20 protein-coding genes are annotated in these 19,853 nt (G+C 61.0%); 15 read left to right on the top strand and 5 right to left on the bottom strand.

Annotated features, from left to right (window positions below; translation table 11 throughout):
* The first annotated feature begins 181 nt into the window (after window positions 1–181).
* From LI72_RS17895 to LI72_RS19740, 9 genes are all read left to right on the top strand, one after another.
* Window positions 182–1,303 (top strand): hypothetical protein, encoded by a 1,122-nt coding sequence (locus LI72_RS17895; RefSeq protein WP_033927323.1) that lies wholly within the window; start codon window positions 182–184, stop codon window positions 1,301–1,303.
* Window positions 1,304–1,483: 180 nt separating this feature from the next.
* The gene (locus tag LI72_RS17890) at window positions 1,484–1,762 is read left to right on the top strand and encodes a hypothetical protein (RefSeq protein WP_033927322.1); all 279 of its coding nucleotides are present in this window, start codon (window positions 1,484–1,486) and stop codon (window positions 1,760–1,762) included.
* Window positions 1,763–1,774: 12 nt separating this feature from the next.
* A complete protein-coding gene (locus LI72_RS20155) occupies window positions 1,775–1,999 on the top strand; it encodes a hypothetical protein (protein WP_156139697.1) in 225 nt (74 codons plus the stop codon).
* Entirely contained in the window at window positions 1,992–2,207 is a 216-nt protein-coding gene (locus LI72_RS17885) for a hypothetical protein (protein WP_033927321.1), read from the top strand. Before LI72_RS20155 ends, LI72_RS17885 begins: the two co-directional genes overlap by 8 nt.
* Window positions 2,208–2,237: 30 nt before the next feature.
* Window positions 2,238–3,806 carry a type IV secretory system conjugative DNA transfer family protein gene (locus LI72_RS17880; RefSeq protein WP_156139696.1) on the top strand — a complete coding sequence of 523 codons (1,569 nt, stop codon included), beginning with the start codon at window positions 2,238–2,240 and terminating at the stop codon, window positions 3,804–3,806.
* On the top strand, window positions 3,803–4,333 hold the full coding sequence (locus LI72_RS17875; RefSeq protein ID WP_033927319.1) for a hypothetical protein: 531 nt from the start codon (window positions 3,803–3,805) through the stop codon (window positions 4,331–4,333). The genes LI72_RS17880 and LI72_RS17875 overlap by 4 nt, the downstream gene beginning before the upstream one ends.
* Before the next feature lie 244 nt (window positions 4,334–4,577).
* Window positions 4,578–5,543 carry a MobQ family relaxase gene (mobQ, locus tag LI72_RS17870; RefSeq protein ID WP_052130223.1) on the top strand — a complete coding sequence of 322 codons (966 nt, stop codon included), beginning with the start codon at window positions 4,578–4,580 and terminating at the stop codon, window positions 5,541–5,543.
* 1 nt (window position 5,544) lies between these two features.
* A complete protein-coding gene (locus tag LI72_RS17865) occupies window positions 5,545–6,093 on the top strand; it encodes a hypothetical protein (RefSeq protein WP_033927318.1) in 549 nt (182 codons plus the stop codon).
* A gap of 33 nt (window positions 6,094–6,126) precedes the next feature.
* The gene (locus tag LI72_RS19740) at window positions 6,127–6,963 is read left to right on the top strand and encodes a prepilin-type N-terminal cleavage/methylation domain-containing protein (protein WP_081985242.1); all 837 of its coding nucleotides are present in this window, start codon (window positions 6,127–6,129) and stop codon (window positions 6,961–6,963) included.
* A gap of 5 nt (window positions 6,964–6,968) precedes the next feature.
* Here the strand turns inward: LI72_RS19740 and LI72_RS20665 are convergent, their stop codons facing one another.
* The gene (locus tag LI72_RS20665; RefSeq protein WP_269429447.1) at window positions 6,969–7,103 is read right to left on the bottom strand and encodes a hypothetical protein; all 135 of its coding nucleotides are present in this window, start codon (window positions 7,101–7,103) and stop codon (window positions 6,969–6,971) included.
* Between the two features lie 115 nt (window positions 7,104–7,218).
* Here LI72_RS20665 and LI72_RS19735 point away from each other — a divergent pair, with 115 nt between their 5' ends.
* On the top strand, window positions 7,219–8,007 hold the full coding sequence (locus LI72_RS19735) for a prepilin-type N-terminal cleavage/methylation domain-containing protein (protein WP_197051962.1): 789 nt from the start codon (window positions 7,219–7,221) through the stop codon (window positions 8,005–8,007).
* Window positions 8,008–8,076: 69 nt separating this feature from the next.
* Window positions 8,077–8,877: a type II secretion system protein gene (locus LI72_RS20150; protein WP_197051961.1), complete on the top strand. Its 801-nt coding sequence runs from the start codon at window positions 8,077–8,079 to the stop codon at window positions 8,875–8,877.
* A 167-nt stretch (window positions 8,878–9,044) separates the two neighbouring features.
* Here the strand turns inward: LI72_RS20150 and LI72_RS17860 are convergent, their stop codons facing one another.
* Window positions 9,045–9,962: an ArdC family protein gene (locus LI72_RS17860; RefSeq protein WP_033927317.1), complete on the bottom strand. Its 918-nt coding sequence runs from the start codon at window positions 9,960–9,962 to the stop codon at window positions 9,045–9,047.
* Window positions 9,963–10,211: 249 nt separating this feature from the next.
* Entirely contained in the window at window positions 10,212–10,727 is a 516-nt protein-coding gene (locus LI72_RS17855; protein ID WP_033927316.1) for a DUF6998 domain-containing protein, read from the bottom strand.
* A 316-nt stretch (window positions 10,728–11,043) separates the two neighbouring features.
* Between LI72_RS17855 and LI72_RS20145 the strand changes: the two genes are divergently transcribed.
* Window positions 11,044–11,193 (top strand): hypothetical protein, encoded by a 150-nt coding sequence (locus LI72_RS20145; protein ID WP_156139694.1) that lies wholly within the window; start codon window positions 11,044–11,046, stop codon window positions 11,191–11,193.
* A 148-nt stretch (window positions 11,194–11,341) separates the two neighbouring features.
* A complete protein-coding gene (locus LI72_RS20140) occupies window positions 11,342–12,184 on the top strand; it encodes a hypothetical protein (protein ID WP_156139693.1) in 843 nt (280 codons plus the stop codon).
* Between the two features lie 286 nt (window positions 12,185–12,470).
* Here LI72_RS20140 and LI72_RS17845 read toward each other — a convergent pair whose 3' ends face one another.
* Together LI72_RS17845 and LI72_RS17840 are read right to left on the bottom strand one after the other, a co-directional pair.
* A complete protein-coding gene (locus tag LI72_RS17845; protein WP_033927314.1) occupies window positions 12,471–13,766 on the bottom strand; it encodes a tyrosine-type recombinase/integrase in 1,296 nt (431 codons plus the stop codon).
* 287 nt (window positions 13,767–14,053) lie between these two features.
* The gene (locus tag LI72_RS17840) at window positions 14,054–15,712 is read right to left on the bottom strand and encodes a glycoside hydrolase family 43 protein (RefSeq protein WP_033927313.1); all 1,659 of its coding nucleotides are present in this window, start codon (window positions 15,710–15,712) and stop codon (window positions 14,054–14,056) included.
* 179 nt (window positions 15,713–15,891) lie between these two features.
* Here LI72_RS17840 and galB point away from each other — a divergent pair, with 179 nt between their 5' ends.
* Together galB and LI72_RS17830 are read left to right on the top strand one after the other, a co-directional pair.
* Window positions 15,892–18,615: a beta-galactosidase GalB gene (galB, locus tag LI72_RS17835; RefSeq protein ID WP_231562524.1), complete on the top strand. Its 2,724-nt coding sequence runs from the start codon at window positions 15,892–15,894 to the stop codon at window positions 18,613–18,615.
* 106 nt (window positions 18,616–18,721) lie between these two features.
* Window positions 18,722–19,852 (top strand): glycoside hydrolase family 43 protein, encoded by a 1,131-nt coding sequence (locus LI72_RS17830; protein ID WP_033927312.1) that lies wholly within the window; start codon window positions 18,722–18,724, stop codon window positions 19,850–19,852.
* Window position 19,853: the final 1 nt, after the last annotated feature.

Raw genomic sequence — 19,853 nt, 5'->3', positions numbered from 1 at the left:
AATGGGGTTGATCGGCGGCGGCGCTGTGCCAGCACGCTCACCGATCAGAAGCCGGTATGGTTGCCGGGCATGCAAGGTTGCACATGAATGCTCGTCCACCCACCATGGTGTAAGTGCCGTTGACGCGCTATCGTAGTCGCTTGGAGCCCTGCGGAAGGCGGGGAGGCATGATTGGTGATGCATGACTGAGCAGGAGCTCGGAGACACTGGCACAGAAGCGATCGCTGGGCACGCCACGCCTGCCACTTCCCTTCGTATCGAAGGGAACCAGCGGCTGGAAGCTCAGGCCATTATTCAGCTTGGAAACATCGACGTTGCCAACCTGCGCAGCAGCGACGCCGACGCCATTGCAGAAGCACTCACGCGGACGGGACTGTTCAAGACAGTCCACGTTGAGCTCGGTGAGGATGGGTTATCCGTTCTGGTTTGCGAGCAACCGGTGGTGAATCGCGTTGTCGTGCAAGGCGCACCGAATGCAGCGCAGGTCACCGAAATTCTGGCACGGTACGGTATTGCACCACGGCAAATCTATTCGCCGATTGCCTTGGCTTCTGGCCAGCTTGCGATTGAAAGTGCGCTCATCAAATCTGATCACACACTGAGAAGTCCCATTCAAGTCATTGAACTTGATGCGCAGCGCATTGATATCGTCGTAAATATAGACAGATTAGAAGTTGATAACGTGGCCGTTAGTGGATTAGTATGGCGAAAGAGTAAAAGTAATTCCGGATCATTTGAATATATTTCACCCGTTATCGATCCTAGTACAAACAGTCCAGACCTTCCTGATGCCGGTGACCCACTTCGTGATGCCGTCTGTAAAGCATTAACTGAGATTGGATTGTCGGCTGACTTGCAACAGACCGCCCTTCAATCCATTCGACAATCACTCGCGGAAAAGGGTGTCGATCTTGTTGCGACGCAGCGGTTGCCACAGGCTGGGGTGGCATCACCAACCACTCAATTGCCCACCGAGGCACCGGAAACCTACCAAGGCCTTCGTGGCCCGGAAACACCCCCCGAGTTCGTCAAACGCGTGTATGGCCCGTGGCTTGGTCAAGGCCTAACGCGCGCCGACATCCGCAAGCTCGATCCCAAGCTGTCGGTCGCCATCACTAACTGGCTGAGCCGCCCTGGCAACGCATGGCCAGAGGATGTCGATTTGCCAACAAAGGCCGAGCAGAATGAGCGGCTGCTCAGTGCCGGGCCGGAGGCAATCCGAGAACATCTCGGAAAATTCACCGGGCAGGAAGCGTTGCGCGAGGCTGCGCGGATAAATGCAGCGGCGCATTACAGAAAATAATGCAAAGTCTATAGATATTGCGTTGACCTCCTGGCGCGAATCACGCATTTTCATCGCAGGTACCGAATCAGCGGTTTCCTGCCCAAAATCAGCACAACGCGGTGACTTTCCGCCTCACCCCCCTGTTGGGTGAGATAGCCCCCGCTTGGTCTGGTTCTGGCCACCACAATGGAGGTGAGAATGAATGAGCAGAAACTGAAAGCCGCCGGGAAGATGGCGGTCGGTGCCGCCCGCATCGTCAGCGGTCTGGCCACAGCAAGCGGCAAGGGCCTGATGGGCAGCTATTTCCGCAATCACGGGATGCTGAATGCCGCCGTTCGCGTGGCCGAGCACAGCGTGAATGCCGGGACGGCCATGCTGGAAGCGGGCTGGGCCGAATGGAACGCTGCCAGCACCGCGCCCGAAACCGCCAACGAACCCGAGGCCGCAACCAGCGGCACCCCCAACCAAGCAGCATAAGGAGACCTGATCATGCACCCTTGCACGTGCCCCCGTTGCCAGTCGCCGAATGTCACCTCGAACCGGCTGGACCCTGTCCATATCGACCGCACCATGCAGGCTGCCCAGGCGGTCCAGACCCTTGGCATCCCGCGTCTGTCGATCCTCGCCGGTCTGGGTGCGGTCGTCGTCCGGGCGGTCGATGCGCTGCGCAAGGATAGTCGCTGCATGGACTGCGGCTACGTCTTCGATGCGTGACTGGTTCGCGGACGCGTTCGGCTCCGCCATCGCGGATGTGCGGCAGAAGCTGATCGAAGAAGGCTGGTTCGGGCGGACGGTGACGCCGCGCCCGTTTGATCGGACGCGTTCGCCGGATCGTGAGTCCACCCTGGCCCAGCAGGCGGGGTGGGAAATGCCTGCGGATCGCAGGCCCCAACCGGAGCGGGAGCTGGGCATCGACCGATAGGTCAGCTCCCCTCCGAACGGAGGACGCGCCATGCGCCACGACCTACTCGATACGAAACTGCTTCAACTCAGCGCCAATGACGCCTTTACTTTGCGCGATGCCTGTCAGGGCATCCTCGTGATGGGCGGTATCGGTAGCGGAAAAACCTCAGGCTCTGGCGACACGCTCGCCGGAGCTTTTTTGCAGATGGGCATGGGCGGCCTGGCGCTCTGCGCCAAGCCGGAAGAGGCCGCGCACTGGCGGGCGCTGTGCAAGCGCCATGGGCGGCTCGACTCCCTCCTCGAAATCGATGCCTCGGGCTTCCACGGCTACAACTTCATGATCGCGGAACTGCTGCGGCAAGGCATGGGTGGCCTCAACGCGGTGGTTGAGATCATCATGCAGGTGCTGGAGATTGCGCGGCTGGCGAGTGCTTCACCAGGGCGCGGCAGCGATCAATTCTGGCAGGATAGCACGCGCCAGGTGCTGCGGCACACCGTACCGGTGCTGTACGCTGCGTATGGCAGGGTCACGATTGAACTGATCCTGCAATTTGTGCGGTCGGCCCCCCAGGCACCGGATCAGATGCGCGATCCTGACTGGCAGCGCGGCTCGTTCTTCTGCGAGAGCTTCGCCCGCGCGGCGGGCCAGATGGACGATGCCACGGGCGCGCGGATGGTCAGCTACTGGCAGCATGATTTCAGCCAGCTCGATCCCAAGACGCGCGGCAACATCGTAATCTCGCTGACCACGACGCTGGACCGGTTCAACCATGGCTGGCTGGCCAGCATGTTCTGTGGCCAGACCAGCTTTGTGCCGGAGCTGTCGATGCACGGCACCATCCTGCTGCTGAATCTTCCGGCGCTGACGCTGAACGAAGACGGCATCATCGCCCAGCAGCTGATCAAATATCTCTGGCAGCGCGCGATCCTTGCCCGCAACGGGCTGAGCCCGGACCAGCAGGAACGCCCGGTGTTTCTGTGGGCCGATGAAGCGCAGTATTTCATCAACAGCTTCGATGCGGAGTATCTGTCCACCTGCCGGGGCTCCCGCGCCTGCACGGTGTTCCTGACGCAGAGCCTACCCACACTCTATGCCCGCATGGGCGGCGAAAATGCGCATGATCGGGTGCATCACCTGGTCGGCAATTTCGCCACCCGCATCTGGCATTCCAATGCCTGTGCGGAAACGAACGAATGGGCCGCCAAGACCATCGGTCGCAGCCTGCAAACCCGCGCCAATTACAGCGAGGGCCATGGCAGCACCAGCAACTACGGAATGAACATGGGCGACGGCACCAGCTGGGGCCAGAACTGGGGCAGCAGCCATGGCAGCAGCACCAGCAAACAAGGGTCCAGCTACAATAGCTCCACCAGCAGCGGTGGGTCGGTCGGCGGCAATGACAGCCGGGGCCGCAACCGTAGCTATGGCGACTCCAGCAATGTCAGCCAGGGCTTCAGCGAACAAATGGACTGGGCGCTGGAGCCGGGGGCGTTCGGGCGCATCCTGAAGACCGGCGGCCCGGCCAACGGCAAGCGCGTCTCGGCGGTCTGGTATCAGTCGGGGCGGCGGTTTGCGGCGTCGGGAAGCAACGCCCTGCTGGTGGAGTTCGCACAATGAACAAGCCACCGTTTCAGACGATGATGCTGGGCCATGGGCTGGTCGTGCTGCCGGCAGCTGCCGCTACCCTCGGGATGATGGGGGTGTGGATGCAGCACCCCGATGCCTGGTGGCTCGCCATCATCACGCTCATCCTCATGGGCCGGATCATGAAGGCCCATGAGGCGCGCCGCGACTACCTGCAATGGAAACGCGCCTGGGACGCCATGGACCCGAATGGGCCATCGCCACGCCGGTGGCCGATGACGCTCGGCATGATCGCCGTGGCCATCATCACCCTCATCGGGGCGGGCCATGATCAGATCGGGTTGGGCCTCACGGTTGGCGGTCTGATCCTTGGCGGGTTGCTGGTGGTCACGGTGCCGCCATTGCTCAAGGGCATCTTCGGCATGCGGCGTCAACGCGCCCGGCGCACGGCACCCGTGCGGGTGGTCGTCCCACGGTGGATGCGTCAGGCACCCACCGTGGCGAGCAGCTATGCGGCCCTGCCGCCGCATTGCCGGGCCATGCTCGATGCCGCCCGCTGAGCATCCCACCGGCCCCGATGCCTCGTGCTGCATTGCACGACAAGTTGCCGCATCGGGGCCTCGCCACCCCATGAATAAGTGGCCGCATATGTCCGAATTTGCTAATATGAGATGGACTGAAACGCCTCCGGCAAGGTGCACGTTGCTTGCAACGTATAAGTGCACACTTAGACCCTTAAAGGCGTTCTCTCAGGCTCACCACGCAAATCAGGTCATGGCGCACGCTGTGGCGATGGTGGGTTAAATGGCGCTGTTCAGCTGGTCGATGCAGATCATCAAGCGGTCCTCGGGTCGCTCGGTGGTTGCTGCTGCCGCCTATCGGGCAGGCGAGCGTCTGCACGATGCGCGGCAGAACATGACCCATGACTATTCTCGGCGGGGCGGGGTTGAGCGAGCGCAGATCTTCATCCCCGCCGATGCTCCGGGCTGGGTCCGGGAAGCCTCGCGCGAGATGCTGTGGAACACGGTCGAAGCGCATGAAAAACGCAAGGATGCCCAGCTAGCACGCGAGCTACGCTTCGCTATCCCGCGCGAGGTGCCGGAAGGCGAACGGATAAAGCTCGTGCGGGATTACCTGATCAAGAGCTTCGTCAGCCGTGGGATGGTGGCCGATGTGGCGTGGCACAATACGGTCGCCTCGGATGGGCTGGAACAGCCCCACGCCCATGTGCTGCTGACGATGCGCCCCCTTACTGAATCCGGGTTCGGCCCCAAGTCGCGGCATGACTGGGTGCCGGACCCTGCGGGCCGGACCTACGCCGATGGTCGGCCCATGATGGTCGTCAGCAACGCCGATAGCTGGAACTGCCCGGCTTATTTTGAGCGGTGCCGGGAGGACTGGGAGACCATCGCCAACGCTGCGCTTGAGCGGGCGGGATCGGCAGCGCGGATTGATCGGCGGTCGCTGTTGGAGCGTGGCCTGTCGCGCCTGCCGGAACCGGCCCTGCGCATGGCCTGGCACATGAAGGAACTCTACGGCGTCATGAAAGAGCGGTTCGGCCATTTCCAGATGGCCCGGCATTACCGCGCCGTGGAACAGTCCGCGAAGGACGCGTTCCGGGCCGCTGGCAATGCCCCGCCGCCACAGGTGGCGGAGCGATTCTACGCCTGGTTCGAGCGGCAAATTGCGCGGCTGGACCCCGCACCGCGCGCGCCGCCGGAGCGCGACCTGAGCCATTCCCCCAACCCAACCCCCGACATGGAGCGATGACATGAGTGACTACCATCACCCCAAAGGCTGGGAGCCCGATCCGAACAAGACGGGCAACTGGCGTGAGCTGTTTGAACCGAACCGCAGGCCCGGCGGCGGTGGGGGCACTGCACCCCCGCCGCATGCCCAGCCCCCCAATGCCGCATCCGGCCCGGAACGGGAACCGGATGAGGCCGAGGCTGGCCTGCATATCGATCCGGCGCAGTATCGGCCCTGGCTTTTGCAGCGGGGCCGCAGCCGCCCGGCGATGATGCTCGATCTGCGCCGGTTCGAGGAACGCTCGGGCCTGTGGGTCGGCTGGCAGGTCAGCTACCCCCACCTGATCGCGGTTGAATATATCGGTGACAAAATGCTGTCGCTGGATTTCGGCGTGCGGCAGTTCATGATCGAAGGCGAGGGACTGAGCGAACTGGCCCGCCACCTTCAGGCAGGGACGGTGCTGGCGTTGCATGAATATGCCGCCAGCGTCTGGCCGAATGGCCATGATGGGCCGTGGATACGGTCCATCTGTCGCCTCGGGCTGCCGGAAGGAGGGCCACAGGTAGGGTGATAAACTGCGCGCACACGAACTATACAAAAATTTATGTTCCGTTTATGTTCTGATTGGGTAATATCTGGGCAAATGGTTCCATTGCGGTCGCAGTCTGGGTTTTCATTGGTCGAATTGTCGATTGTGCTCGTCATTCTCGGCTTGCTGACGGGCGGTATCCTTGGCGGTCAGGCGCTCATCCGCGCGGCTGAGTTGCGGGCGGTGAGCACGGAATACAGTCGATATACAACAGCAGTTCAGACCTTCCGAGACAAGTACTTCGCACTTCCCGGCGATATGAGCAATGCAACAGCCTTTTGGGGGATAGCTGGCGGTAGCGGAAGTGTCCACCATACTGCATGCAGAACGGCCGTAACAGTTCCAGGGCATCCAGGTACGTGCAGAGGAGATGGAACATCGATTTTAGAACATAATGGTGCTGGAGATGCTCGACTATTTTGGGAGCATCTGCGCCTAAGTGGGCTTGTAGATGGAGCGTTTTATCCGTGGTCATTTGGCAACAACAATGCCGTCACGGGGACCCATGTGCCAGCTTCAAAAATCGGTGATCAAGCAGGTTGGTTTGCTTGCCATACAGCTAGCGGCAACTTTGGTCGTCCCGCGCGCAATATGTTCGTACTTACCTCTGCGCCATGGTCCACCAGCGTATGCAGTGGCGGCTTATCTGCGGGAATCAATGCTCCCGAAGCATGGGGCATTGATACGAAGATGGATGACGGCTTGGCAACGACCGGCATGATGACCGCACGTAACTCTTACAATGCACAGACAGATTGCCTGACAGAAAATTGGGGGCTTGAGACCGAGGCTTCACAGTATGAATTGAATCGAACCGTGCCATCCTGCCATTTGTATTTCGTTCTGAACTAATTTTATCACCCTCCCAAGCTCAGCATATACTCCGCCGCCTTGTTGGCGGCGCTGGCGGCGGTGAAGATGGCCTTACGGTCGCCCTTCAGGATGCGCAGCCAGTGGCCGAATGGCCATGCGGGGCCGTGGATACGGTCCATCTGTCGCCTCGGGCTGCCGGAAGGAGGGCCACGGGTAGGGTGATAAACTGCGCGCACACGAACTATACAAAAATTTATGTTCCGTTTATGTTCTGATTGGGTAATATCTGGGCAAATGGTTCCATTGCGGTCGCAATCTGGTTTTTCCCTCGTCGAGCTGTCCATCGTGCTCGTGATCCTAGGTCTGTTGACTGGGGGCATCCTCGGCGGGCAGGCGCTGATCCGCGCAGCGGAACTACGGGCGGTGCCAACTGAATATGCGCGCTGGGTGAGCGCAACCCAGACATTTCGTGATAAGTATTTCGCCCTTCCCGGCGATCTGACCAACGCCACCAGCTTCTGGGGATTGGCCGGGGGAGATGGCCGAAATGCAGCATGTAATAATGCCGTAACCAACAGCACAGCCACGTGTAATGGGAATGGAAATGGGCTGATTGCGACTACCGGCGCCAACGAAAACACCCTTTTTTGGCAGCACCAATCGAATGCTGGCCTCATTGAGTGGAAGCCGATAAAGGCAAGCACATGCTGTGAGGTAAATCAGAGCTTGCCTGCATCACGTCTGTCTCAGGGCTCGTGGTTCATTGGCGGTTTTTCGGCTCCGGTCTCAGGTTCCGCCAACGCGTTTGATGGCGTCTATGCTCCGAATGCGTTTTCATTCTCTCATCGACCAAACAATTCGACAGTTCAGGGAGTTTTGGCTCCGGAAGAGGCATGGAACATCGACATTAAGATGGATGATGGGATCATTCATTCTGGTAGATATGTTGCGAACTGGTCAGCAGTATTCAGCCGAAGCGGTGTGGCATGTTCTACTGCTGCTTCAGCAGCAGATTTCAATGCCACATACAACCTAAGCAATCAAAGTAAGGACTGCATTTTCTGGTTTCGACAGATTTTTTGATCAAAATCTTTTTCCGATGTATACAACAACCGATGGCCATTATTTTAAATCGAAGTTTTTAGAGTTGTTTTGATTATGCCGCGTTCAGCTTCTGCGTTTTCCCTCGTCGAGCTCTCCATCGTGCTCGTCATTCTTGGCCTGATGACCGGCGGCATTCTTGGCGGGCAGGCGCTTATCCGCGCGGCGGAGCTGCGGTCAGTGAGTACAGAATACCAGCGCTGGATCACGGCGACACAAACCTTCCGAGATAAATACTTCGCCATCCCCGGCGACATGAGTAACGCGACAATGTTTTGGGGCTTCCAGGGGACCGCTGCAGCGCCGGGGTGCGTATCTAACTCTGGCATAAGTGCCGTGACAAGCACAGGGACATGCGATGGGAACGGGAATGGACTACCTGGGTTATCCGCCGCAGCTGCGACGACTGGAGAAAGTTATCAATTTTGGCGGCAACTAGCCTCGGCTGGTTTAGTTGAGGGAGTATACTCAGGAATCGCTGGCACTATTGGCCCTTTTGAAATTAATGCTGGCATCAATGTACCAAGGTCAAAAATGAATAATGCACTATGGAGTGCATATTTTCGCGGCACGCAGGGTGATACCCGCTATTTCAGCGCGAACTATGGTAATGCCTTCGTGGTTGGAGCAAAGAATGGAAGCGACAACAACAATTTGGCGCTCTTTAGACCAGAGGAGGCATGGAATATCGATACAAAGATGGATGATGGTAAACCTGGAACCGGAAAAATAATCGGCCTATATTGGAATAATCTCTGCGCAACAGCCGTTAGCAATACTGATTATGCTAGTAACTACAATCTCGCTTCAAGCAACCCTCAGTGCGTTCTATATTTTACAAATGCCTATTAAGAAATGTAAATTTTAGCCGCTTTGCCTGATGACTTTTTTCATTTTTGCATGAATTGAGCGATCGAAGTCAAGCCTGACAACGACGCTAGCGGTATTAACGATGGTTCTGTGACCGCCCGTTGGGATACGCAGTAATGGCTCAAAGGCCATGCTAGCCTGCGGATAGTTCACCCCCCTCTCAACCCTCGGAGATACTCCGTCGCCTTGTTGGCGGCGCTGGCGGCGGTGAAAATCGCCTTGCGGTCGCCCTTCAGGATGCGCAGCCAGTGCCCGATGTAATCGGCGTGGTCGGGCCGTGGCTCGGCGGTGATGCTAAGATCACCGCAGAGGAAGGCAGCCCCCAGCTCGGCCACCAGTTCTTCCATGGCGTAGGCATCGTCGCCGAAGCGCTTGCCGAACTCCCGCGCCAGGCGGGATTCATGGCCGCTCCAGTGCGTTAGCTCGTGCAGTAGCGTGGAATACCACCCTTCGGTGGCGCTACTGGTGGCGGTGCCGGTGAAGCGGTGCTGCGCGGGCATGGCGATGTAATCGGCCTTGGGGGCAAAGTAGGCTTCTTCGCCTCCGATGCGGATGGTGGCACCGCTGGCGGCAACCAGCCGGTCGGCCTCGGCGGTGGGATCGATGGGCTGCGCTTCGGGCGCGGCGGCATCGGGCTGATACCCATCCACCTGGGCGGCATTGAAGACGTAGGACGCCCGCGCCATGAAGCGGCGCTGGCCGTTGGCGTCGTCCTCACCCCCAGCGTCGGTGGCCGCGTCGTCATCGCGGTCGAACTGCTTGTAGAAGACGATGAGGGAGGATTTCTCACCCTTGCGGACCTGCGCCCCGCGCTCCTGCCACTGGCGGTAGGTGCCCCAGATGCCATGCTCATAGCCGTGCGCATCGGCGGCTGCCCAGAGGGCGATGGTGTTCACCCCGCGATAGGGGTTCTTGCTGGCAATGTTCACCGGGCGGGTGATGGATGCCCCGATGCGGTGCCAGGGAAGCTGCACCTTGCCGGAGCCTGCCCCGGCCTCGATGGCAGTGATGATCTGGTTGGTGATGGCTTCGTAGACATCGGTTCGGGAAGTGCTGGTGCTGCGCATGTCCTGATCTCCTTTCGCTGTTCCTGAGGACGCGAAGGAAAAGGCCGGAGGGCATAGGCACGCGGTCAGCCGCAGGCGGAACAGGCAACACGGGAGCGGAGCGAATGGAGCGGGCAGCCTGTTGACCGGGGGACGCAACCGGCCAAATTCGCGTCTCAGTCTCAGGGATGGCGGAAGGAGGGACAGGCCGTGGCCCTGCCCCTTCCACGGGGCAACATGACAGACCATTACCCGTTGCAGATATTGTGCCTAGTCAGTCTGCGGGACTGCAAGCACATGTCGCAGCGGCAAGCGCTCTTCGGGGCGGACCATTCTATCGGCTGCACGTATCTGGTTGCGTGTCAGTGAGCGTTGGCCCGTGAACACGGTCGGCAGCAAGGCGACCGCGTAATGCTCTGGGCCATTGTAGACGACTTCGCCGACCGCCCGTTCCAGGTCGAGGTCGAGGAAGATCAGGTGATCGGCCCGCGTTTGGGTATGGCGAAAGGCAGGGCCGCGTCCGGTGCCGGTGGCCTTCACTTGGACCGACCGCCCATCGGGCGCGTAGCCGTCGATGGCCTCGTGCGATTTCGTCTCGACCAGTTTAATGTCGAACAGGTCTGCGGCCAAGGCCTCTCCCAGATCGCCGATTAGATTGCCGTCCAGCGTGAATGCCAGCTCGACGGTGCTGCCCAGCGCGCGAAGCTTCTGTGCGTAATGGTCGCGCACGTTGTTTCGCGCGGTGATCAGTTCAGCAATGGAGGGTGGTAGCACAAACGTTGTCATCGCTTGATGATGCAATATCGGGCGCTAACCCGCTAGCATTTCAATGGGGGGGTGGTCATTTGAGCGTGCGACTGCGCGCGGGCTCCAGTTCCAAGGGCAATGAGGCCATGTGCCTCGTCTTCTCCCGCATCGACGCGGGCTGCGGCAACCGCCGGGGAAGTGGTGGCAGACCCAACGGGCTGTGCAAGGCGATGTGCTTCCTGATCGTGCAGCATCATCCACGGTGGGCTTCGGCCTGTGACGGCTCCGTCTCGACGTGCCTGCCGGTCATTCCCGGACGGTTGCGCATGCCGCGCGACCCGAGAAGGAGAATCCGATGTGCATACTGACCCCACTGCTTGACCTGATCGCCAGCGCGCTGCTGCGCGTCACCCTGACCACCAGCTGCACCTGCTGCCGCTGGGCCACCGCCCTGCACTGGCGGCGCGAGACCCTGCGTCGCCTCGATCAGCGACGGCGGGAGTAGTGGGCGAAATTGGTCTCTGGTCTAAGCCTAGCCAACAGTGGACGGTTCAAAACCGTGCCAAGGCAATGTAGTAATCAAGCCTACTCGTCAGTGGGGATACCGGATGCGATATCGTGGAGCCTTTGCATTGCTGGTTACTGGGGTCTCGATGGCTTTCGCCAGCCAAACGGCAGCGCAGGAGGTAGCCAACCCGCTTCGCTTTAATTCGCGCACGTTGCCTGCAGATAGAACAATTAAAATCGATGAAGAAGCTGCAGGTGTAAGAAATAAGAATGCAGCCATTGTAATGGCCGCCAGCCGCGTCGGATTGCCGCTAGATCGTAGCGCCACAGAAAGAGATGGCGAACGCTCAATTGTCGCTTTGGAAGCATCGGTCGAGAACGGCTTTTTGTATGACATGCCGGTGACTTTGCTCGGCCTACGGCAAACGCCCCGCTATGGTTCTAATGGGCAGGATAACGCCCGGGAGCTGACCTTGCGGCTGGTCGATCAAGCCGCGAAAGCGCCCCGTGGTACCATTGCACTGAACGTGGCCTTCAGCCAAAATCCGATTGTGAAACCATTCACGCAGGATGAGCTTGGCTCGCTGCTGGCGGGCCACACGCTGATCTCGCCGGACATGAACCCGCGCCGTGCCATTCCGATGGGCACGGGCATGGCCTCGGTCGTCGCATTCATTGCCGTGACCGACCAACCGGCGTTGATGACCAACCAACAAACCCCGGCAGCCTTCCTGCAGGCTGCCCGCGCCGCCAAACCGGGGGTGGATGTGGTGCAAGAAGCCCGCGCCACCATGCGCAGCTGCATCAAGCAGGACAACCCTGCGCTTGATCTGCAAGCCTGCGTGGGCGCAGGCGGGCGCGTGGCGGCCTATAACCTCGCCAAGACGGGCAAGACTTTTCAGGAAGTGGATGGGTTGGATCTGATACCCGTGCCAGACTGGCCTGAGAGGCTTCGAAATGAATTTAAGGCGCGCTTGAACGAAGAATAATTTTCTTACGCCAGCGCGCTGAGCGCACCCTGGGCAATGGTAGTTTTTACCGGCTGCGATTGAAATCTCGGCTGTCCACTATCTAAGCCTGCGTGCATCCCCCTCAAGATCGCCAGCGGCGTAGGGGAAAGCATCGGCAGAAGACGCGGGGCCATGGGGTGCTTGAGGCTCGGCGCACCTGATTCCACAACCCCGCTTGGCCGGTTGCACGACCGTGAAGCACCAGCGGTGCGTCGGGCAAGCTCGGCAATAACGCGAACGCCCGGAAAGCATCAGCGATGCGGCGTCAGCGTTTGGAACGAGGGGGCTTCGCAGGCTGCTTCGCCTTGATGGATTGAATGGCTTTTGCCTTTGCCTCCAGTTGGTCAATTTCAGCGTTCATTTCGGCGTGCATGTTATCCCATCCGCCGATCCCCATCAGCACGCGGTCAGCGTGTTTGATGGTGTTCACATGCCCATAATGCTGTTCGATCATTTTGACCGATGTGCCCATCTGCTGAGCGAGAATGTAGACATCCACACCCGCCGAAAGCCGGAACGTCGCATAGGTGTGGCGGAAGCAGTAAGTGGTTCGAGGAATACCGCTCGGCCCCTCCCGTAGCTTTGCATATTTCAGCAGCTCTTCAACGGTATCGCGGTAGAGCCACACAGCGGGCTTACCGTTGATGATCGTAAACACATGGTCATCAGGGTTGGTCGCCTTTGACAGTTGGCGGACCCGATCCAGATAGTCCCCCACGCTTTTGGGCGCGATCAGATTGCGCTCCTTCCCCTTGCCATGCACGTAGATGACTAGAATCTCCTGGCCATCTTTATCCTTGGCTTTGGTGATATCGCGCCAGCGCAGGTTCTTTGCCTCCGGCGGACGCATGCCTGTGTTGCACATGATCAGAATGAAATTATAGCACATCTGCCGATACCAGAGACCTTGCGGCGTCGTTGCTTCCTTCATCCATTTCCGTCCGGCGCTGTGCAGCTTGCGGTATTCCTCCAGCGTGAATTCGTCGCGGCGGGCGGATTTCAGTTTTGGCATGCCCTCAAAGCGATTGCTGGCAGGTACATATTTCTTGCTGATCGCATACCGCATGATCGCCGCGAAAATGCTCATCTCGATACGGATCGTCGCATCGCTAATGACGCCGTTGCGACGCCCTAAACCGTTCTCTCTTCGCCAAAGGGGATATTCAGCCCAGCGATCCTGACCAATCAGATGAATTTGCGTGCTGCCGACATAGGCCTTCAGCGGACCGTCGATCTTGTTCTGGACGTTCTTAGCGCGGGCTTGGCTGACCTCGCCGACATTCGCGCGCCGCTGCTGTGTTTTGGCATATTCTTCCGCCACCTGCGCGAAGGTGCGGTTGAATACGGGAACGTCGTATTTCAGACGGTTTCGGATGTCGGAATCTGCTTCCAGCGCAAGGTCGCGCGCCGTCTGCCGATCTGATGTATGCAGCGAGATCGTTTTGTAGCGATCCTCGTTTTTGATCCTCACTCGGCAATAGAACTCATCGTGCGCGACATCGCCGCGCCGAAAGATGATCAGGCCCTTTTTCACCTGCTCTTTGTCGATGATGAAACGCATCTCTTCGCTTCCCACTGTGCAGAAACTGTGCAGAATGGCGACCTAACCCATTGATCTACCATGCCTGTGCAGGTTCTGTGTGGGCGATTATAGCAAAAAATGTTGTTTCTTTATAGTGCTTTGTTATGATCCCTTCACCCGCTCCAGTTTTCCATGCGAAAACCCAGAAAATCAGACCTCGCGGTGATCGCGAGGGTCTGCCGGCTGCGTCCGGCCCGGTCGCGCCTTTCACCCCATCACCCTTGCCGATGCCATCCGTGGTCTGCCCGGTCCTCGTCGCCTCCGGGTCAGTTGCGTCCCGCGTAGGGGCCGATCACCGTGCCGGTAAAGCCGCCCGCCTGGCGGGTGCTCAGGAAGCGTGCGTCGAGATCGGCCTTCAGCGTCTGGGTCTTGCCGCCGACCGTATAGTCGAACGCCATCGTGCCGCCGTCGGCGCGGATCGTCAGGGTGACCGGCCCGCGCGGATCGATCGGTGCAGACGCCACCACGGTATCGCTTTGCGCCCGGTTGCGGGTGGTCAGTGCGATCACCGGCTTTCCGGCGATCCGGGTCAGTCCGAAGAACAGGAAGGACTGATCGCTCTGCATCGCCGCCAGCCCAGCGCGCTCGCCGTCCTTTTCGGGATCGTAGCGCAGGACCGTCGATACCGTGGCGATATGGTGCTGCTGGCGTCGGCCCCAGAAGGCAGGGACGCCTTGCTGATCGCCCATCGCCGCGGCGGGCTCCATCACCAGCGTCCCGTTGTCCAGCCGGTGGAACGGAGCCTTGGGCGTGCGCACGCCGATCCACTGCATGGCAAGCGCAGGCCTGTCGAAACTGTCGACATAGCCAAAATCGCCCGACAGCGGCGGAGTGCCCGGCCGGTCAGCGGGCAGGGCGGGTCGCTTGGCGACAAAGGGGATGCGCGCGCCATCGGGCAGGATATGCGGCCAGCCATCGCGCCAGGTGACGGGGAGCAGAAAGGTCTCGCGGCCGATATTGTAGAGGTCATCGCCATAGGGCCGGGTGGCGAGGAAGGTCGCCCACCAGGCGCCGTCGGGCGTCTGCACGAACTTGGCGTGGCCCGCCGATGTGACCGGATTGGGCCGTTCGGGGTCGAGCGTGCGCTGGCTGAGGATGGGATTGCCCTGATAGGGCACATAAGGGCCGCGCAGCTTTTCCGAGCGCAGCACGACCTCACTGTGCTTGTCGCCGGTGCCGCCTTCGGCCGCGATCAGATAATAGAAGCCGTCCTTCTTGATGATGTGCGGCCCTTCGATCCAGATCGGCTTGGTGCGGATGTCGATGCCGCCGTTGACCAATTGGGTGCTCTCGCCGACCATCTTGCCGCTGCGCCAGTCGAACTCCTGGATCCAGATCGCACGGTGCCCGTCATAGCGCTTGGGCTCGTCGGGGGCGCGGTTGTTGATGATATAGGCCTTGTCGCCTTCCCAGTAGATCGATGGGTCGATGCCCTCGAACGGCAGCCAGACCGGGTCCGACCATGGGCCAGCCGGGTCCTTGGCGGTGATGAAGAAATTGTCTTTGCACCGCACGCAGGTGTTGACGATGTAGAACAGCCCGTCGTGATACGAGATGTCGGGCGCGAACACGCCCTGCGACACCGGAAGCCCTGAAAAATCGAGCTGCTCCGGGCGATCGATCGCATTGCCGATCTGCTTCCATGTCACCAGGTCGCGCGAGTGGAACACGGGCAGCCCCGGAAAATGGGTGAAGCTGGAGGTGACGAGATAATAATCCTCACCCACCCGCGTGATCGACGGATCGGGATAATAGCCCGAGAGCACCGGATTGCGGTATTCGTCGGCAGCGACGGTGACCTGTTCCTGCGCGCGGCCCTCATAGCGGAATTCGTCGAATCGCGCCGGTGCCGCCTGGGCGGCTGCGGCGCCGAGGCCCGCCAGCAGGAACGATGCCGCCGTGCGGCGAAATGCGCGATGTGCCATCTGATCCAGTCTCCTTCGATGCGTCGCTGCAGGACGCCTTGCCCTCTGACATACACAAAATAAAAACTCAGACAAATAGTTGATCGCAGGCGCGGGCCCGCTAGGATATGGGCAAGACGAACAGGACGCGGCCGCTGCGGCGGACGGACCGGATTCAGGACAGGCAGGGGAGTTTGGCAGTGTTGGCAATCACTTACGGCAAGACAGCGGAAAGCCGCGCCGCATGGCCGGGGCTCGCGGCGCTGATGATCTTGCTGCTGGTGCTGGCCGGCCCCGCCCTCGCGCAATCGGCGCCGCGTCAGCGCGAATCGATCAACAGCGGCTGGCGGTTCACCCTTGGCGACCCTGCCGGCGAGACCGCGGACCTGCGCTATGACGTTCGCCCGGCCTATGACGATGCTGGCGACGGCAAGGACGCCGACGCCCGGCCCGAAGAGGCGGCAAAGGTTCGCCGCGACGGATCGGGCGTGCTCAAGCCCTGGATCCTGCCCACCGCCAACCCGTTCATCAAGGACCCCGCCAAAAGACATGTCGCGCCCAAAGGCAATCCCGGCGGCGATGTCGCCTATGTCCAGCCCGGTTTCGACGACAGCGGCTGGACGCGGGTCGACCTGCCGCACGACTGGGCGATCGCAGGGCCTTTCCTCGCCGAAGGTCCCTATGGCGGAATGGGTCGGCTGAAAAGCTGGGGCGTGGGCTGGTATAGGCGCGCGCTCGACATCCCGGCCAGCGACAAGGGCAAATCGATCTTTCTCGATGTCGATGGGGCGATGTCCTATGCCACCGTCTGGCTCAACGGGCAGATCATCGGCGGCTGGCCCTATGGCTATAACAGCTGGCGGGTGGACCTCACCCAACACATCATCCCCGGTGGCCGCAACGTGCTGGCGATCCGGCTCGACAATCCGCCCGCCTCGGCGCGCTGGTATCCCGGCGGCGGCCTGTACCGCGACATCTGGCTGACCAGGGCGCAGCCGGTGCGCGTGGCGCAATGGGGCAGCGCGGTGACGACGCAGGACGTCTCGAAAGCGTCCGCCACGGTCAAGGTCGCGCTGGCGATCGACAATACGGGATCGCAGGCGACTTCGGTGAGCGCGGTGACCGAGATTTTTGCGCTCGATGCTGCGGGCAGGCGCAAGGGCCGCGCGGTTGCGCGCATCGACCATGTGCCGGGCGATGCGCCGGCCGGTGGCAGCGTGAGCCTGCAGGGTGAGGCGGTGGTCAGCCAGCCGCGGCTGTGGGGGCCGCCGCCCACGCAATCGCCCAACCTCTATCTCGCGGTGTCGACGATCCGGCACGGCGGCCGCATCAGCGATGTCTACGAGACCCGCTTCGGCATCCGCGACGTGCGGTTCGATGCGGCGCAAGGCCTGGTCGTCAATGGCGAGAAGCTGCGCATCCAGGGCGTCAACAACCACCATGACCTGGGCGCGCTGGGTGCGGCGTTCAATCGCCGCGCAGCGCAGCGCCAGCTCGAGATCCTGCGCGACATGGGGGTCAACGCGGTCCGCATGAGCCACAATCCGCCCGCGCCGGGCCTGCTGGACCTCACCGACGAGATGGGCTTTCTGGTGATGGATGAGGTGTTCGACAGCTGGGAGCTGAAGAAGACCCCGCTCGATTTTCACCTGATCTTCCCCGAGTGGCGCGAGGCCGACTTGCGATCGATGATCCGGCGTGATCGCAACCATCCTTCCGTCATCCTGTGGAGCGTCGGCAACGAGGTCGGCGAGCAGTACAGCGGCGAGGCGGGCGCAAGCCTGACACGCGAACTGGTCACCATCGCCAAGGATGAGGACCCCAGCCGCCTGACCACCTTGGCGATGAACTTTGCCAAGGCCGACATGCCGATGCCGCGCGAGGCCGAGGTGATCAGCCTCAACTATCAGGGGGCCGGGATCCGCGGCATCATCGGGCAATATCCCGCCTTTCACGCGGCGTTCCCGGACAAGGTGATTCTCAGCAGCGAAAGCGCCTCGGCGCTGTCGAGCCGCGGCGAGTATCTCTTCCCGGTGGCGGGTGCGATCAGCGGTCCGGTGCGCCCCTATTCGGGCGGTGATCCGGTGACGCATCAGGTCAGTGCCTATGAGATGCACGCGGCGGATTTCGGCTCGTCGCCCGACCGGGTGTTCGCCAGCGACGACCAGCATCCTTATGTCGCCGGCGAATTCGTGTGGACCGGGTTCGATTATCTGGGCGAGCCAACGCCCTATTACACCTCGCGCAGCTCGTATTCGGGGATCATCGATCTCGCCGGTTTCCCCAAGGATCGCTTCTGGCTGTATCAGGCGCGCTGGCGGCCTGACCTCAGGTTTGCGCACATCCTGCCGCACTGGACCTGGCCGGGGCGCGAGGGGCAGGTGACCCCGGTACACGTGTTCAGCTCCGCCGACGAGGCCGAATTGTTCGTCAACGGCGTGTCGCAGGGCAAGATCAAGAAGCGCGACTATGAATATCGCTTCCGCTGGGATTACGTGACCTATCTGCCGGGCGAAGTTCGGGTCGAGACCTGGAAGCAGGGCAAGCCCTGGGCGCAAGCCAGCGTTGCCACCACCGGCGCTGCCGCGGCGCTGTCACTGAAGCCTGATCGGGCAGCGATCGCAGGCGACGGCCGGGACCTGTCGTTCGTCACGTTGAGTGTCGTCGATGCCAAGGGCGATATGGTGCGACCTGCCAAGAACCCCGTCCGCTTCACCATCGAAGGGCCGGGCGAAATCGTCGCCACCGACAATGGCGACCCCACCGACATGACCGCGTTCCCGTCGCACCAGCGCAATGCGTTCAACGGGCTGGCGCTGGTCATCGTGCGCGGTCTTGCGGGCCAATCCGGCAAGGTCATCGTGCGGGCACAGGCGGATGGGCTGGCCCCGGCGAGCGCGGTCATCACCGTTGGAAAACCATGACGGCGCGGACATGGACTTGCATCTTGCGCCAGAAATGGTAGCGCTAACGTATACTCCGGACGGCGCCGTCTGATCCGGGCAGACATTGGGTAGAGGAGCAGTTGCGATGAATCGATTGAGTGCGATGGCACTGGGGGCCGCGCTGGCGGCCATGGCTGCGACAACCGCGTGCAGCCCGCAACCCGCCGCAGATGGCGATGCGCCCGAGGCAGGCGGCGATGCCGCAGCCAGCACCGACCGGGCCAAGGCCGATCCTTCGCGCTATCTCTCGCAGCCTCTGGTTACCGAAATCTACACCGCCGATCCCTCGGCCCATGTCTGGGACGGCAAGATCTATGTCTATCCCAGCCACGACATCGATGGTCCGACGCCCGAGGACGATCTCGGCGCGCATTTCGAGATGCGCGACTATCGCGTGCTCAGCATGGACAGAATCGGTGGCAAGGTGACGACGCATCCGGTCGCGCTCGACGTCAAGGATGTGCCCTGGGCAGACAAGCAGATGTGGGCGCCCGATTCCGCGCGCAAGAACGGCACCTATTTCCTCTACTTCCCCGCCAAGGACAAGCAGGGCGCATTCCGCATCGGCGTCGCAACCTCCAAGTCGCCTGTCGGTCCGTTCAAGGCCGCGCCGCAGCCGATCAAGGGCAGCTTCTCGATCGATCCGGCCGTGTTCACCGATGACGACGGCAAGTCGTATATGTATTTCGGCGGCATCTGGGGCGGGCAGCTGCAGCGCAACACCACCGGCACCTATGATCCCAACGGTTCGAAGACCGATCTCGAAGCGCCCGACAAGCCCGCGCTCGCGCCCAAGGTGGCGGCGATGGCTGACGACATGATGGAGTTTTCGGAAAAGCCGCGCGATCTGGTGATCCTCGACAAGTCGGGCAAGCCGATCCTGGGCGGCGACACCGACCGCCGCTTCTTCGAAGCATCGTGGATGCACAAGTACAACGGCAAATACTATTTCAGCTACTCGACCGGTGACACGCATTACCTCGTCTATGCGACCGGCGACTCGCCTTATGGCCCGTTCACCTATCAGGGCCGCATCCTGGAGCCGGTCGAAGGCTGGACGTCGCACCATTCGATCGTCGAATGGGATGGCCGCTGGTGGCTGTTCTATGCCGATACCCAGCTGTCCGGCACCACCCGGTTGCGCAACGTCAAGGTGACCGAGCTGTTCTACAATCCTGATGGCTCGATCAGGACCATCAAGCCGATGGTGAAGTAAC

Origin of the sequence: Sphingomonas sp. 35-24ZXX (assembly GCF_000786215.1) — a bacterium.
Classification (GTDB): domain Bacteria; phylum Pseudomonadota; class Alphaproteobacteria; order Sphingomonadales; family Sphingomonadaceae; genus Blastomonas.
Note: the sequence above shows the minus strand (reverse complement) of the source record. Positions and strands in the feature narration are given on the sequence as shown.

What these genes read in the sequence shown, in the direction of transcription:
- LI72_RS17895 (WP_033927323.1), top strand. Translation starts at nt 182, where the DNA reads ATGACTGAGCAGGAGCTCGGAGACACTGGCACAGAAGCGATCGCTGGG.
- LI72_RS17890 (WP_033927322.1), top strand. Translation starts at nt 1,484, where the DNA reads ATGAATGAGCAGAAACTGAAAGCCGCCGGGAAGATGGCGGTCGGTGCC.
- LI72_RS20155 (WP_156139697.1), top strand. Translation starts at nt 1,775, where the DNA reads ATGCACCCTTGCACGTGCCCCCGTTGCCAGTCGCCGAATGTCACCTCG.
- LI72_RS17885 (WP_033927321.1), top strand. Translation starts at nt 1,992, where the DNA reads ATGCGTGACTGGTTCGCGGACGCGTTCGGCTCCGCCATCGCGGATGTG.
- LI72_RS17880 (WP_156139696.1), top strand. Translation starts at nt 2,238, where the DNA reads ATGCGCCACGACCTACTCGATACGAAACTGCTTCAACTCAGCGCCAAT.
- LI72_RS17875 (WP_033927319.1), top strand. Translation starts at nt 3,803, where the DNA reads ATGAACAAGCCACCGTTTCAGACGATGATGCTGGGCCATGGGCTGGTC.
- mobQ (WP_052130223.1), top strand. Translation starts at nt 4,578, where the DNA reads ATGGCGCTGTTCAGCTGGTCGATGCAGATCATCAAGCGGTCCTCGGGT.
- LI72_RS17865 (WP_033927318.1), top strand. Translation starts at nt 5,545, where the DNA reads ATGAGTGACTACCATCACCCCAAAGGCTGGGAGCCCGATCCGAACAAG.
- LI72_RS19740 (WP_081985242.1), top strand. Translation starts at nt 6,127, where the DNA reads ATGTTCCGTTTATGTTCTGATTGGGTAATATCTGGGCAAATGGTTCCA.
- LI72_RS20665 (WP_269429447.1), bottom strand. Translation starts at nt 7,103, where the DNA reads ATGGACCGTATCCACGGCCCCGCATGGCCATTCGGCCACTGGCTGCGC.
- LI72_RS19735 (WP_197051962.1), top strand. Translation starts at nt 7,219, where the DNA reads ATGGTTCCATTGCGGTCGCAATCTGGTTTTTCCCTCGTCGAGCTGTCC.
- LI72_RS17860 (WP_033927317.1), bottom strand. Translation starts at nt 9,962, where the DNA reads ATGCGCAGCACCAGCACTTCCCGAACCGATGTCTACGAAGCCATCACC.
- LI72_RS17855 (WP_033927316.1), bottom strand. Translation starts at nt 10,727, where the DNA reads ATGACAACGTTTGTGCTACCACCCTCCATTGCTGAACTGATCACCGCG.
- LI72_RS20145 (WP_156139694.1), top strand. Translation starts at nt 11,044, where the DNA reads ATGTGCATACTGACCCCACTGCTTGACCTGATCGCCAGCGCGCTGCTG.
- LI72_RS20140 (WP_156139693.1), top strand. Translation starts at nt 11,342, where the DNA reads ATGGCTTTCGCCAGCCAAACGGCAGCGCAGGAGGTAGCCAACCCGCTT.
- LI72_RS17845 (WP_033927314.1), bottom strand. Translation starts at nt 13,766, where the DNA reads ATGCGTTTCATCATCGACAAAGAGCAGGTGAAAAAGGGCCTGATCATC.
- LI72_RS17840 (WP_033927313.1), bottom strand. Translation starts at nt 15,712, where the DNA reads ATGGCACATCGCGCATTTCGCCGCACGGCGGCATCGTTCCTGCTGGCG.
- LI72_RS17830 (WP_033927312.1), top strand. Translation starts at nt 18,722, where the DNA reads ATGAATCGATTGAGTGCGATGGCACTGGGGGCCGCGCTGGCGGCCATG.